A 13,995-nucleotide genomic window follows, 5' to 3' on the forward strand; every position below is an offset into this window, starting at 1 on the left:
GTCGCCTTTTCTTTGCTTACTTTCTTTTGGCGAAGCAAAAGAAAGTAAGTCGCCCGCCGGGGCGAGTCCCGGCCCCGAAACCCAAAAAAACTAAGACACAGCCCGAATAGGAATATAGATCTCCCCACCCCCAGCCATGAACTCCTTGGACTTCTGCTCCATCCCCTCAGCCACAGCAGCAGCCTCAGCCACTCCCTTCTGAGCCGCGTACTCCCGCACCTCCTGAGTGATCTTCATGGAGCAGAACTTCGGCCCGCACATAGAGCAGAAGTGCGCCACCTTGCTCGAGTCCTTAGGCAGCGTCTCGTCATGGAATTCACGCGCAGTGTCCGGGTCCAGGCCCAGGTTGAACTGGTCCTGCCAGCGGAACTCGAACCGCGCCTTGCTCAGCGCATCGTCGCGAGACCGCGCCCCCGGATGCCCCTTGGCCACGTCCGCAGCATGCGCCGCGATCTTGTAAGCAATGATCCCCTGCTTCACGTCATCGCGATCGGGCAACCCGAGGTGTTCCTTGGGCGTCACGTAGCAAAGCATCGCAGTGCCGGCCCAGCCGATCATCGCCGCGCCGATGGCACTGGAGATGTGGTCGTAGCCCGGCGCAATGTCGATGGTCAGCGGCCCGAGCGTGTAGAACGGCGCTTCGTGGCAGTGCTTGATCTGCTCGTCCATGTTGGCCTGGATCATGTGCATCGGCACATGGCCCGGCCCTTCGATCATGGTCTGCACGTCGTGCTTCCACGCAACCTGGGTGAGCTCGCCCAGCGTGCGCAGCTCGGCGAACTGCGCCTCGTCGTTGGCGTCCGCGCCCGAGCCCGGACGCAGCCCGTCGCCCAGCGAGAAGCTCACGTCGTACGCCTTCATGATGTCGCAGATGTCCTCGAAGCGCTCGTACAGGAAGCTCTCCTTGTGATGCGCAATGCACCACTTGGCCATGATCGAGCCGCCGCGCGACACGATGCCCGTCATGCGGTCGGCCGTCAGGTGAATGAACGGCAGCCGCACACCGGCGTGGATGGTGAAGTAGTCGATGCCCTGCTCCGCCTGCTCGATCAGCGTGTCGCGGAAGATCTCCCAGGTCAGGTCCTCGGCCACGCCGCCCACCTTTTCCAGCGCCTGGTAGATCGGCACGGTGCCGATGGGCACCGGCGAGTTGCGCACGATCCAGTCGCGCGTGGTGTGGATGTTCTTGCCGGTCGACAGGTCCATCACGTTGTCGGCGCCCCAGCGAATGGCCCACACGAGCTTTTCGACTTCTTCCTCGATGCTCGAGGTGACGGCCGAGTTGCCGATGTTGGCGTTGATCTTCACCTTGAAGTTGCGCCCGATCGCCATCGGCTCGACCTCGGGGTGGTTGATGTTGGCCGGAATGATCGCGCGGCCCCGGGCCACTTCATCCCGCACGAACTCGGGCGTGATGATGCGCGGAATGCTGGCGCCCATCGGGTTGCCGGCCACGCGCTTGGCACGCTCCTCGTTGGCGAGGTACTCGGCCATCCACTCGCGCTTGCCGTTCTCGCGCAGGGCCACGTACTCCATTTCGGGGGTGACGATGCCGCGGCGTGCGTAGTGCATTTGGGTGACATTGGCGCCCGACTTCGCGCGGCGCGGCGTGCGCTGCAAGGCCGAGGCGGCGGCGCGCAGCTCGGCCAGGCGCAGGGCGTCATGGTCGTGGGCGTGCTTCAGGCCTTCGTCCAGCGCCTGGTGCGAGCGGCCTTCGTAGCTCTCGGTGTCGTTGCGCTCGGCGATCCACGCATCGCGCACGCCGGGCAGGCCGCGGCGCACGTCGATGTCGACCTTGGCGTCGGTGTACGGGCCCGAGGTGTCGTAGAGCGACACCGTCTCGCCGTTGGTCAGCAGCACGTCGCGCACCGGCACGTTGAGGTCGGGCCGGCTGCCCGGAATCAGGCACTTGTGGGAGGCGGGGAAAGGCTCTCGCGTGAGCGAAAGCAGGGAGGTGAACTTGTCGGGCGCATTCATCGGGGGGGCACTCCTTGTTGAGGGAAAGGGTGCTCCGCAATCGCTCGGTGGACTTCGGCAAAAGCCCGTCACGGAAGGTGGAGTGACGGACCGAAGTCAGGGAGTGCAGCTCTTCTTACGCCGGTATGACCCGGATCAAGTTCGCGGGTCGGCAGCTTTGCCATCTCAGCACACCACATGTGTGCACCCCGGAGCGGGGCTGATTGTGCGAGCCCCGGCCCGGCGCGTCAACCCGCAGGCTGCTGCAGGTCGCCGTCGAGGTAGTACCAACGGTCGCCTTCGCGCACGAAGCGGCTGCGCTCGTGCAGGCGGGTGGCCGTGCCGGTGCTGCTGCGCTGGCGGGCGACAAACTCGACCTCGGCATGGTCGGAGTCGAGCACCGAGCGCGAACGGATGTCCAGCCCCAGCCATTTGACGCCCGGCTCGAATTCGATCGAGGCCGGCCGTCTGGCGGCGTCCCAGGTGGCGAGCAGGTACTCGGCGCGTTCCAGCACGAAGGCCGAATAGCGCGAACGCATCAGCGATTCGGCGTCGGGCGCGGGGGTGTTCTCGAAATCGTCGAGATAGCGGCCGCAGCACAGGGCATAGCCGATGGGCTTGTCGCGGCGGTCGGTGCGGCCGCAGGGGCAAGGTCCGGTGGGAGGGTCGATGGCGCTCATGAAGACCGCTATTGGAACACCTCGCGGGCCCCGGGCCGAGAGGGCAAGCCCGAAGCCGCCCGGGAAGGCCCTCGCAGCCCCGGCCCGCTGCCACTCGTTCAGGCCAGCGCGCGTTGGATCAGCAGCTTCTGGATGTCCGACGTGCCCTCGTAGATCTGGCACACGCGCACGTCGCGGTAGATGCGCTCCAGCGGAAAGTCGTTCACGTAGCCATAGCCGCCCAGCGTCTGGATGGCGGCGCTGCACACGCGCTCGGCCATCTCGCTCGCGAACAGCTTGGCCATGGCAGCCTCTTTCAGGCATGGCCGGCCGGCATCGCGCAGGCTGGCGGCGTGCCATATCAGCTGGCGCGCAGCCTCGATCTGCGTCGCGCAGTCGGCCAGGCGGAAGCCCACGGCCTGCTGGTCGAAGATCGCGCCGCCAAAGGCCTGGCGCTCCTTGGCATAGGCCAGCGCCACGTCGAAGGCGCTGCGCGCCATGCCCACGCTCTGCGCGGCGATGCCGATGCGCCCGCCCTCGAGCGCGCCGAGCGCGATCTTGTAGCCCTCGCCTTCCGCGCCGATGAGGTTCTCGCGCGGGATGCGGCAGCCGTCGAAGTTGATCTGCGCGGTGTCGCTGCTGTGCTGGCCCAGCTTGTCTTCCAGCCGCGCCACGTGGTAGCCGGGCGCATCGGTCGGCACGATGAACGCGCTCATGCCGCGCTTGCCCGCGCCCTTGTCGGTCACGGCGATGACGATGGCCACCTGGCCGTTCTTGCCGCTGGTGATGAACTGCTTCACGCCGTCGATGACGTAGCCGTCGCCGTCCTTGCGCGCCGTGGTGCGCAGGCTCGATGCGTCGCTGCCGGCCTGCGGCTCGGTGAGGCAGAAGGCGCCGAGCATCTGCCCTTGCGCCAGCGGCTCCAGCCATTGCTTCTTCTGCGCGGCATTGCCGTAGCGCATCAGGATGGCGTTGACCGGGCAGTTGGTCACGCTGATGGCGGTGCTGGTGCCGCCGTCGCCGGCCGCGATTTCTTCCAGCACCAGCGCCAGCGTGAGGTAGTCGAGGCCGGCGCCGCCGTGCTCTTCCGGCACGCAGATGCCGTAGGCGCCCAGCGCGGCCAGACCCTGGTGGGCCTCCTTGGGGAAGCTGTGTTCGCGGTCCCACGTGGGGGCGTGGGGCCACAGCTCGGCTTGCGAAAAATCGCGTACCGCGTCGCGAATGGCTTCCTGGTCGGCGCTGAGCAGCATGGCGTTGTCTCCTGTCTTTGTTTTGGGTTCGGGGATTGCCGGCTTACTTGCCGGCGCCCAGGTCCATGATCAGCCGCGCGGCCATGTACAGGCGGCGCGGAATGGCGCTGATGTCCACGTACTCGGCCTTGTCGCTGTGGTAACCGAAGCCCGGCAGGCCCAGGCTTTCGATCACCGGCTTGCCCGAGAGCGCCGCGTAGGCCGCGTCGGTGCCGCCGCCGGTGCGCTCTTCCACGCCCAGGGTGCCGCCGGCTTCCTTGTAGAACCCCACGGCCTTGTCGACCAGCTTCTTGCCGCCTTCGCCGGCATTGAAGGCCGGGCGGCCGCGCGTGATGAGCACCTTGACGTCGGCGTCGGGCAGCTTCTTCTGCTGCGCACGCTCTTCGAGCGTCTTCATGGCGGCGTCGAAGTCTTCGTTGCGCGCGTAGCGCACGTCGGCGTTCAGCGTGGCGCTGGCGGGGATGATGTTCGACACGTTGCCGGCCTTGGCAATCGTCCAGTTGAAGCGCAGGTTCTTGGCCTTGTCGTCGATGTTCATCGTGCGCAGCACGAGGTCGGACGCCTCGACCAGCGCATTCACGCCCAGCTCGGGCGCGGCGCCCGCGTGCGAGGCCTTGCCGGTGATGTTGACCTGCACGTAGGCGATGCCCGAGGTGCCCAGCGAGAGCTTCTCGTCGCCGGCGCCGGTGGGCTCGAAGGAGAGCACGTAGTCGGCCAGCTTGGCTTCTTCCTGGATCAGGTCGCGCGAACCGAAGGAGCCCTTTTCCTCGTCGGTGTTGAACAGCACGGTGATGGTGCCGTAGTCGCGCACGCCGTAGTCCTTCAGCAGCTTGAGCGTGTGCAGGATGACGGCGTTGCCGCCCTTGTCGTCGGCGATGCCGGGGCCGTAGGCCTTGTCGCCCTCGACCTTGAACGGCGCCTTCGCGAGCGTGCCCTTCAGGTACACGGTGTCCATGTGCGACAGCAGCAGCAGGTTCTTGCCGCCGCGGCCCTTGATCTTGCCCACGATGTTGTCGCCGACCACGATGCCGGCCGACTTGCTGCGTGTGACGGTGAAGCCCAGGTTCTTGAGTTCGCCCTCGAGGTAGCTGCCGGCGGCGGCGATGCCTTCGGCGTCACCGGTGCCGGTCTCGATGTTGACCAGCTTCTCGAGCGTCTTGATCACCGCGGGCTGCTCGTCGGTGGCAGCCTGGAACAGCACGTTGTCGCGTTTCTGGGCCCAGGCGGCAGGCGCCAGGAAGGCGGCGGCCAGCACGGCGCTGATGGCGGTAACGGCGGAACGGTGGATGGATGGGCGCATGAAATCTCCTGCTCTACGCATGTTTTGAAATATCCGAATAAGAAAAAAAGCCGGCGGGCGCCCGATGTCCGGACGCCCGCCGACCCTCGGCCGTTATAGCAATTCGAGTGCCACCGCCGTGCCTTCGCCCCCGCCGATGCACAGCGTGGCCACGCCGCGCTTCTTGCCGCGCGCCTTCAGCGCATGGATCAGCGTGACCATGATGCGCGCGCCGCTTGCGCCGATCGGGTGGCCCAGCGCGCAGGCGCCGCCGTGCACGTTCACGATCTCGTGCGACACGTCCAGCTCGTGCATCAGCGCCATCGGCACCACCGCGAAGGCTTCGTTCACTTCCCACAGGTCCACGTCCTTCACCGACCAGCCGGTCTTCTTGAACAGCTTGGCGACGGCACCCACGGGCGCGGTCGAGAACCACTCGGGCTGCTGCGCATGCGTGGCGTGGCCGACGATGCGGGCGATGGGCCTGGCGCCGATCTTCTTCGCGTGCGACTCGGTCATCATGACCAGCGCGGCCGCGCCGTCGTTGATCGACGAGCTCGAGGCGGCGGTGATGGTGCCGTTCTCTTTCTTGAACGCGGGCTTGAGCGTGGGGATCTTGTCGAGCTTGACCTTGCCCGGGCCTTCGTCGATGGAAATCACGGTGTCGCCGCCGCGGCCCTTGACCGTGACGGGGGTGATCTCGTCCTTGAACAGGCCCGTTTCGGTCGCCTTCTTGGCGCGCTCCACGCTGGCGATGGCGAACGCGTCCTGCTGCTCGCGCGTGAACTTGTACTTGGCGGCGCAGTCTTCCCCGAAGGTGCCCATGGAGCGGCCGGGTTGGTAGGCGTCTTCCAGGCCGTCGAGCATCATGTGGTCGAAGATGCGGTCGTGGCCCATGCGGTAGCCGCCGCGGCCCTTGAGCATCAGGTAGGGCGCGTTGGTCATGCTTTCCATGCCGCCCGCCACCATCACGTCGTGCGTGCCGGCCAGCAGCAGGTCGTGCGAGAGCATGGCGGCCTTCATGGCCGATCCGCACATCTTGCTGAGCGTGACGGCACCCGCGCTGTCGGGCAGGCCGCCCTTGTAGGCCGCCTGGCGCGCCGGTGCCTGGCCCTGGCCGGCCATCAGGCAGTTGCCGAACAGCACCTCGCCCACGCTGTCGGGCGCGATGCCGGCGCGCTCCACAGCCGCCTTGATGGCGGCGCCGCCCAGGTCGTGCGCGGAAAGCGAAGAGAAGTCGCCCTGGAAGCTGCCCATGGGGGTGCGGGCCAGGCCGACGATGACGATGGATTCGGACATGTGGAGGTCTCCTTCAGGAATGTGGAAGCGATGCAAAAAACAAAAAAACCGGTTGCTCAGAAATGCGTTGCGTGGCCTTCGTGCTGGAAGCGCTGCGATTCTTCGTAAGGGAACACATCGAGCATCTGCCCGGCCTGGATGCGTTCCTTGTGGTGCTGCCAGAAGGCGGCGTCGAGCAGGTCGGCGTGGTGCGCCATGAAGGCGGCGCGCACGTCGGGGTTGCCCAGCAGGAAGGGCTCGAAGGTTTCGGGAAACACGTCCTTCGGCCCCACCGAGTACCAGACCTCGCCGCTCATCTCTTCTTCCTCGTTGCGCGGCGCGGGCACCTTGCGGAACTTGCAGTCGGTGACGTATTCGATCTCGTCGTAGTCGTAGAACACCACCTTGCCGCCGCGCGTGACGCCGAAGTTCTTCCACAGCATGTCGCCGGGAAAGATGTTGGCCGCGACCATGTCCTTGATGGCGTTGCCGTATTCGACCACCGCATGCTCCAGCTGGTCTTTCGCGCGCTTCGCATGCGCCGGGCTCTCGGGGGCGGCCAGCGTGTCGAAGGCTTCCTGCAGGTAGATGTTCAGCGGGATCATGCGGCGTTCGATGTAGACGTGCCGGAGCACCACCTCCATCTCCCCGTTGCCGTCGCGGTCGCCGATCTCGAGCTGGCTGGGCGCGAACTTCTGGATCTCCTCGATCAGCCCGGGCTCGAAGCGGTCGAGCGGAAAACCCACGTCGCTGTACTCCAGCGTGTCGGCCATGCGGCCCACGCGGTCGTGCTGCTTCACGAGCATGTACTTGCCCTTGATCTGCTCGCGCGTGGTGTCTTTCTGCGGCGGATAGAAGTCCTTGATGAGCTTGAACACGAACGGAAACGACGGCAGGTCGAACACCAGCATGACCATGCCCTTGATGCCGGGCGCGATGCGGAAGCGGTCGCTCGAATAGTTCAGGTGCGACAGGAAGTCGCGGTAGAACAGCGTCTTGCCCTGCTTGGCCAGGCCGAGCGCGTTGTAGATCTCGGCGCGCGGCTTGCGCGGCATGAGCGAACGCAGGAACTGCACCCACGCCGAGGGCACTTCCATGTCGACCATGAAGTACGCGCGCGCAAAGCTGAACAGCATCTGCAGGTCGTCTTCGCCGAACAGCGCCGCGTCGATGTAGAACCTGCCGCGGCTGTCGTGCAGCACGGGCAGCGAGAACGGGATCTCGACGAAGCCGTTCATGATCTTGCCGACCACGTACGCGCCCTTGTTGCGAAAGAACAGCCCCGAGAGCACCTGCAGCTGGAAGTTGGCGCGCAGCTTCACCTGGTGAAAGCGGTTCAGGATGACCTGCGCCACGCGCTCGGCGTCGCGCCGCTTGTTGGCGAAGGTGCCCAGCAGCGCGAAGTCGTCGAGCATCTGCTCGACGGTGTCGGCCAGCGTCTCGGGCTTGGGATAGTACGGCCGGTAGGTGGGGGCGCCGCGCGGCTCGATGTACTCGGTGCTGATCGCCGGGCGCACGAAGATGAAGTCGTTCTGGAAGTACGCGCGGTGCAGGATCTTGGTGGTCACCGAGTTGAAGAAGCTCTCGGCCAGCTCGGGCTGGTGGTGGTCCACCAGCAGCCCGATGTAGTGCAGCTTGACCTGGTGCCACACGTCCATCGGCTGCTCGCCGGCCTTGAACTCCTTCTCGAGCCGGGCCACGGCCTCGCTCACGCGCAGGTCGTAGAACTCGATGCGCTCGCGCTGCGCGCGCTGCTGGCCGTGCCAGTCGGCGGTTTCGAAGCGGTGCTTGGCGCGCGCCGACTCGGCGCGAAACAGCCGGTAGTGGCGGTTGAAGCCGTCCATCATCGCCTTGGCGATCTCATAGGCCAGCGGCGAGTCGAGGCGCTGCGGGAACATGGACGGGCCGGAAGGGAAACCGCTGGGTCAGGTTGCGGCGGCAGCGCCCGTGCCGCCCGCCTCGGGCTGCGGCGTCATGGCCTGTGCTTCCTGCACGGCCTGGTTCACCTGCGCGCCCTGCGTGGTCAGCGCCTGCATCACCTCGCCCGGGCGGCTCCACTTGTAGCGGATGCGCTGCACCGCGGCCTTGTAGACGGAGTCCAGCGGCTTGGCGCCGTCGACGCTCAGGCCCAGGTCCTGCAGCAGGCCGTCGTGCACGCCGAAGGTCCAGCCGTGGATGCGCACCTTCTGGCCGCGCGCCCACGCGTCGACCATCACGGTGCTCACGGCCACGTTGACCACCTGCTCGGCCACGTTCAGTTCGCACAGCGCATCGACGCGCGCTTCCTCGTCGGGCAGGCTCTCGAGCATGACGTGGTGGCGGTCGCGCACGTCCTGGATGTGGCGGATCCAGTTGTCGGCCAGGCCGATGCGCTTGCCGCTCAGCGCGGCCTTCACGCCGGCGCAGCCGTAGTGGCCCACCACCATGATGTGCTCGACCTTCAGGTGCTCCACGGCGAACTGGATCGCCGACAGCGCATTCAGGTCGGAGTGCACCACGATGTTGGCAACGTTGCGGTGCACGAACACCTCGCCGGGCTCCAGCCCGGTGATCTGGTTGGCGGGCACGCGGCTGTCGGAGCAGCCGATCCACATGTAGCGTGGCGTCTGCTGCTTGACCAGGCTGGTGAAGAAACCGGGGCGATCGCGCTCCATTTGCGCGGACCACGCACGGTTGTGGGCAAAGAGGTCGTCGAGGTTGTCAGTGTTGTCGGCCATAGTGCGTCTATTGTCGATGAGTCGTGTGTTCAGGTCCTGGCGCCGGCAAGCTTTGCGGGTCGCGCCGCCTTGCCTGCCTTGTTCGCCTTCTGGGCCTTGGCCAGCGTGGCCTGTCCCTTTTTCTCGTGCTCGCGCACCTCCGCGAGGTTGGCCTGCAGTTCGGCCAACTGCGCCTCGAGCTGTGCCCGGTGGGTACCCAGCACGCCGAGGAATTTTTCCAGCTGCGGCACCGTGTCGCGCGGGCTGTCGTACATGTCGAGGATGTCCTTGGCCTCCGTGAGGCTCAGGCCGAGGCGCTTGGCGCGCAGCGTGAGCGTGAGCCGCGCCCGGTCGCGCGCGCTGTACACGCGCTGCAGCCCGGCGCGCTCGGGCGTGAGCAGGCCCATGTCTTCATAGAAACGGATGGCCCGCGTCGTGAGGTCGAACTCCTTCGCGAGCTGGCTGATGGTGAAGGTGGACGCGGGCATGGCAGCGGGCAGCGGTGGTGGCAAAAGGGGCGTTGCAGAAGGGGCGTTGCGGGGGCGACAGCACATTCATGCGGCGATCCCTACAATGGTGCCCTTAACCCATGACGTTTACGTAAACGTCAATCTTACATGAACCTTCTCGAACGCGAACTCCACTACCCCCTGGGCGACACGCTGCCCCAGCCCGGCGAAGCGATGGAAGTGGCGCCCGGCGTGCGCTGGATCCGCATGCGGCTGCCCTTTGCGCTCGACCACATCAACCTCTGGCTGCTGCGCGACACCCTCGACGGCGTGTCCGGCTGGACGGTGGTGGATTGCTGCATTGCCCACGACGAGTCGCGCGCGCAGTGGGAACAGATCTTCGAGACCCAGCTGCAGGGCCTGCCGATCCTGCGCGTGATCGTCACCCACATGCACCCCGACCACATCGGCCTGGCCCACTGGCTGTGCGAGCGCTGGAACGCGCCGATGTGGATCAGCGCCACCGACTACAACGTGGCCCGCGTGCTGAGCGCCAACGGCGACACCCTGGCGGGCGGCGAGCAGGCGGCGCGCTTCTTTGCCTCGCACGGCATGACCGACCCCGAGGCCATCGCCAAGATCCGCGGGCGCACCAACTACTACGCCGAACTGGTGCCCTCGGTGCCGGACACCTTCGTGCGCATGCTCGACGGCGACACCGTCACCATCGACGGCCACGCCTGGCGCTGCATCGTCGGCTACGGCCACGCGCCCGAGCACATCGCGCTGTACTGCGACGAACTCAAGCTGCTGCTGGGCGGCGACATGATGCTGCCGCGCATTTCCACCAACGTGAGCGTGCACGCGGGCGAGCCCGAGGCGAACTCGCTGCGCCTGTTCCTGGACAGCATCGACAAGTTCAAGGCGCTGCCCGCCGACACGCTGGGCCTGCCTTCGCACGGCAAGCCGTTCACCGGCATCCACCGCCGCGTCGACCAGCTGCAGGAGCACCATCGCGACCGGCTCGCGGAGCTGCTGGAAGCCTGCACGGCGAGCCCGATGACCGCGGCCGAAGGCCTGCCGATCCTGTTCAAGCGCGCGCTCGACCTGCACCAGATGACCTTTGCCATGGGCGAGTCCGTCGCCCACCTGCACCTGTTGTGGTTCGCGGGCCAGGTGAAGCGCGAGCTGGGCAAGGACGGCATCTACCGTTTCGGCGCCAGGTAAGGCGCCAACCAGGGCGCCGCCGGCGGACATTGCAGGCCATTTAGACTCCCCGCATGAACACGCTGGCTGAGCTCCGCGCGGGCCAGCTGGCAGGCGCACAACGAATCGATCTCTCGTGCGGGCTCACCGAGTTCCCGCGCGAAATTTTCGACCTTGCCGATTCCCTCGAGGTGCTGAACCTGTCGGGCAACGCGCTGGCCACGCTGCCCGACGACCTGCACCGGCTGCACCGCCTGCGCGTGTTGTTCTGCTCGGACAACCGCTTCACCACGCTGCCCGAAGCCCTCGGCCGGTGCCGCGGCCTCGACATCGTCGGCTTCAAGGCCAACCGGATCCACACCGTGCCGGAGGCCTCGCTGCCTGCGTCGCTGCGCTGGCTGATCTTGACCGACAACCTCCTCGAGGAACTGCCCGATTCGCTCGGCCACTGCACAGGCATGCAGAAGCTGATGCTGGCCGGCAACCGGCTGCGCACGCTGCCGCCTTCGATGGCCGGCTTCAGGCAGCTCGAACTGCTGCGCATCTCGGCCAACCGCTTCGAGACGCTGCCCGCCTGGCTGCTGTCGCTGCCGCGCCTGTCGTGGCTCGCCTGCGCGGGCAACCCCTTCGACACGCGGGCCGAAGACGCGGCCATCGCCGCGCAGTCGGTGCCGCGCGTCGACTGGCGCGAGCTGACGCTGGGCCGCAAGCTCGGTGAAGGCGCCTCGGGCGTGATCCACCAGGCCACGCTCGGCAAGGCGCAGCAGGTGGCCGTCAAGCTGTTCAAGGGGGCCGTCACCAGCGACGGCTGGCCGCACAGCGAAATGGCGGCCTGCATCGCGGCCGGCGCGCACCCCACGCTGATCGCCGCGCAAAGCCGCATCGACTGGCATCCCGAGGGCACGCAAGGCCTGGTGATGGGCCTGGTCGATCCGGCCTTCGTCACGCTCGCGGGGCCGCCGAGCCTGGCGTCGTGCACGCGCGACGTCTACGCGGGCGACGCGCGCTGGCCGTGCGACGTGGCCCTGCGCATCGCACGCGACATCGCCTCGGCCATGCAGCATCTGCATGCGCGCGGCATTCTTCACGGCGACCTCTACGCGCACAACATCCTGTGGCATGCGCAGCGCGGCGGCCGGCTCGGCGACTTCGGCGCGGCCTGGATGACCGGCGCGCTGGCCGCCGCGCAGGCGCGCGCGTTCCAGGGCCTGGAGATGCGCGCCTTCGGCTGCCTGCTGGAGGAGTTGATCGAACGCTGCACCGACGCCGTGCCGGCCTCGGTGGCGGCGCTGAAAGACCGCTGCCTGCAGCCCGACGCGACCGCGCGGCCGTCGTTCGCCGAGGCGCTGCGGTTGCTGCAGCAGGCGTCTTCCTCGCCATGAGCCGACGCCCGCCGCCCCAACTGCCGCTGCCCACGCGCGACGGCGTCGGCCCGAGCTGCGTCGGCCTTCCGTACGGCCCCTGGCCCACCATCGCCGAGTTCCTGATCGAGCGCTTTCCCGCCATCACGCGCGAGGCCTGGATCGAACGCATCGAAGCCAACGACGTCGTCGACGAGCACCACGTGCCCGTGACCGTGGCGCGGCGCTACCAGTCGCCGCTGCGGGTGTACTACTACCGCGCGCTCGACAACGAAGTGCGCATTCCGTTCGAGGAGCACATCGTGTTCCAGGACGACGAGCTGCTGGTGGTCGACAAGCCGCCCTTCGTGCCCGTCACGCCCACCGGCAAGTACCTGCAGCAGAGCCTGCTGGTGCGCCTGAAGCGCAAGCTGCAGATCGACGAGCTCGTGCCGATGCACCGCATCGACCGCAGCACCTCGGGGCTGGTGCTGTTCTCGGTGCGCCAAGCCACGCGCGGCGCCTACCAGGCGATGTTTCCGGAGCGCCGCATCGACAAGCACTACGAGGCGGTCGTGCCCTGGCAGGAGGGCGTGTCGTCGGTGCCCGAGGTCTACCGCAGCCGGCTGGTCGACGACGACCACTTCATGCGCGTGCGCGAAGAACCCGGCGAGCCCAACTCCGAGACCCGCATCGAGGTGCAGGAGGTGCGCGACGGCCGCGCGCTGCTGCGGCTGTCGCCGGTCACGGGCCGCAAGCACCAGCTGCGCGTGCACTGCCAGGCGCTGGGCATGGCGATCGTGAACGACCCGATCTACCCCGTGCTGCTGCCCGAGGGTGCGGACGATTTCGGCAAGCCCTTGCAGCTGCTGGCGAAGTCGCTCTCCTTCGTCGACCCGCTCACCGGTGCGCCGCGCAGCTTTGATAGCCCCCGCAGCCTGTCGCTGACACCGAGGTGACGCGCGCGCGGCGGTGCGCGCACTAAGCTCGTTTCCTGAAAATATTTCATTCAGGAGACAACCGCACCATGGACACCACCCAACTCTTCTCGCTGAAGGGCCGCACCGCCCTGATCACCGGCGGCTCGCGCGGCATCGGCCGCATGATCGCCGAGGGCTACCTGGCCCAGGGCGCGCGCGTGTACATCTCGGCGCGCAAGGCCGCGGCCTGCGACCAGACGGCGAAGGAGCTGTCGGCCTTCGGGCACTGCGTGTCGCTGCCGGCCGACGTGTCGACGCTGGAAGGCGCGCAGGCGCTGGTCGCGGCCTATGCGAAGCACGAAGACTCGCTCGGCATCCTGGTGAACAACGCCGGTGCCGCCTGGGGCGCGCCGTATGAAGAGTTTCCCGAGAGCGGCTGGGACAAGGTGGTCGACCTGAACCTGAAGACGCCCTTCTTCCTGACGCAGGCACTGACGCCGATGCTGAAGAAGGCGGCGACGGACCATCTGTCGAAGGTGATCAACATCGCATCGATCGACGGGATCTCGGTGAACCCGCAGGAGACGTACTCCTATGCAGCCAGCAAGGCGGGACTGATCCAGCTGACGCGCCGCATGGCGCTGCGCCTGGCGCAGGACCGGATCGTGGTGAGCGCGATCGCGCCCGGGGCGTTTGCTTCGGACATGAACAAGGATGCGCGAGATCACGGCGACGTGGTGAAGGACCGCATTCCGGCGGGGCGCATCGGGGTGCCTGAGGATATGGCCGGGGCTGCTATCTACCTGGCTTCGCGTGCGGGGGACTATGTGATGGGGTCTACGCTGGTGGTGGATGGGGGGGTTACGCACGCTCGGTGAGTTTTTGTGTTCCGGGGCCGGGTCTCGCCCCGGCGGGCGAGCTACTTTCTTTTGCTTCGCCAAAAGAAAGTAGCCAAAGAAAAG

Annotated in this window: 12 protein-coding genes and 1 riboswitch; of the genes, 4 read left to right on the forward strand and 8 right to left on the reverse strand. The window is 67.0% G+C overall.

Going from position 1 to position 13,995, the window contains the following annotated elements; translation table 11 throughout:
* Positions 1–90: 90 nt before the first annotated feature.
* The 8 genes from thiC to AC0IYU_RS34460 all read right to left on the reverse strand — a co-directional run bounded on the left by thiC (position 91) and on the right by AC0IYU_RS34460 (position 9,606).
* On the reverse strand, positions 91–1,977 hold the full coding sequence (gene thiC, locus AC0IYU_RS34425) for a phosphomethylpyrimidine synthase ThiC (RefSeq protein WP_472126778.1): 1,887 nt from the start codon (positions 1,975–1,977) through the stop codon (positions 91–93).
* A 95-nt stretch (positions 1,978–2,072) separates the two neighbouring features.
* Positions 2,073–2,178, reverse strand: a riboswitch (TPP riboswitch).
* A 26-nt stretch (positions 2,179–2,204) separates the two neighbouring features.
* Positions 2,205–2,636, reverse strand: a complete 432-nt coding sequence (locus tag AC0IYU_RS34430) for a YchJ family protein (RefSeq protein ID WP_472126781.1) — start codon at positions 2,634–2,636, stop codon at positions 2,205–2,207.
* 98 nt (positions 2,637–2,734) lie between these two features.
* The gene (locus AC0IYU_RS34435; RefSeq protein ID WP_472126783.1) at positions 2,735–3,865 is read right to left on the reverse strand and encodes an acyl-CoA dehydrogenase family protein; all 1,131 of its coding nucleotides are present in this window, start codon (positions 3,863–3,865) and stop codon (positions 2,735–2,737) included.
* Between the two features lie 43 nt (positions 3,866–3,908).
* Entirely contained in the window at positions 3,909–5,165 is a 1,257-nt protein-coding gene (locus tag AC0IYU_RS34440) for a glutamate carboxypeptidase (RefSeq protein ID WP_472126786.1), read from the reverse strand.
* A gap of 93 nt (positions 5,166–5,258) precedes the next feature.
* The gene (locus tag AC0IYU_RS34445; RefSeq protein WP_472126789.1) at positions 5,259–6,443 is read right to left on the reverse strand and encodes an acetyl-CoA C-acyltransferase; all 1,185 of its coding nucleotides are present in this window, start codon (positions 6,441–6,443) and stop codon (positions 5,259–5,261) included.
* 56 nt (positions 6,444–6,499) lie between these two features.
* Positions 6,500–8,320: a bifunctional isocitrate dehydrogenase kinase/phosphatase gene (gene aceK, locus AC0IYU_RS34450; RefSeq protein ID WP_472126792.1), complete on the reverse strand. Its 1,821-nt coding sequence runs from the start codon at positions 8,318–8,320 to the stop codon at positions 6,500–6,502.
* Positions 8,321–8,347: 27 nt separating this feature from the next.
* Positions 8,348–9,139 (reverse strand): carbonate dehydratase, encoded by a 792-nt coding sequence (gene can / locus AC0IYU_RS34455; RefSeq protein WP_435484829.1) that lies wholly within the window; start codon positions 9,137–9,139, stop codon positions 8,348–8,350.
* Positions 9,140–9,168: 29 nt separating this feature from the next.
* Positions 9,169–9,606, reverse strand: a complete 438-nt coding sequence (locus AC0IYU_RS34460; protein WP_472126794.1) for a MerR family transcriptional regulator — start codon at positions 9,604–9,606, stop codon at positions 9,169–9,171.
* A gap of 129 nt (positions 9,607–9,735) precedes the next feature.
* Here AC0IYU_RS34460 and AC0IYU_RS34465 point away from each other — a divergent pair, with 129 nt between their 5' ends.
* From AC0IYU_RS34465 to AC0IYU_RS34480, 4 genes are all read left to right on the forward strand, one after another.
* Complete coding sequence (locus tag AC0IYU_RS34465) at positions 9,736–10,794, forward strand: MBL fold metallo-hydrolase (protein ID WP_472126797.1); 1,059 nt, start codon at positions 9,736–9,738, stop codon at positions 10,792–10,794.
* A gap of 53 nt (positions 10,795–10,847) precedes the next feature.
* The gene (locus tag AC0IYU_RS34470; protein WP_472126800.1) at positions 10,848–12,155 is read left to right on the forward strand and encodes a leucine-rich repeat-containing protein kinase family protein; all 1,308 of its coding nucleotides are present in this window, start codon (positions 10,848–10,850) and stop codon (positions 12,153–12,155) included.
* The gene (locus AC0IYU_RS34475; RefSeq protein ID WP_472126803.1) at positions 12,152–13,072 is read left to right on the forward strand and encodes a pseudouridine synthase; all 921 of its coding nucleotides are present in this window, start codon (positions 12,152–12,154) and stop codon (positions 13,070–13,072) included. Before AC0IYU_RS34470 ends, AC0IYU_RS34475 begins: the two co-directional genes overlap by 4 nt.
* Before the next feature lie 68 nt (positions 13,073–13,140).
* A complete protein-coding gene (locus AC0IYU_RS34480; RefSeq protein WP_472126806.1) occupies positions 13,141–13,911 on the forward strand; it encodes an SDR family oxidoreductase in 771 nt (256 codons plus the stop codon).
* The last annotated feature ends 84 nt before the right edge of the window (positions 13,912–13,995 follow it).

The sequence above is a fragment of the Variovorax sp. AC103 genome, from assembly GCF_979254005.1.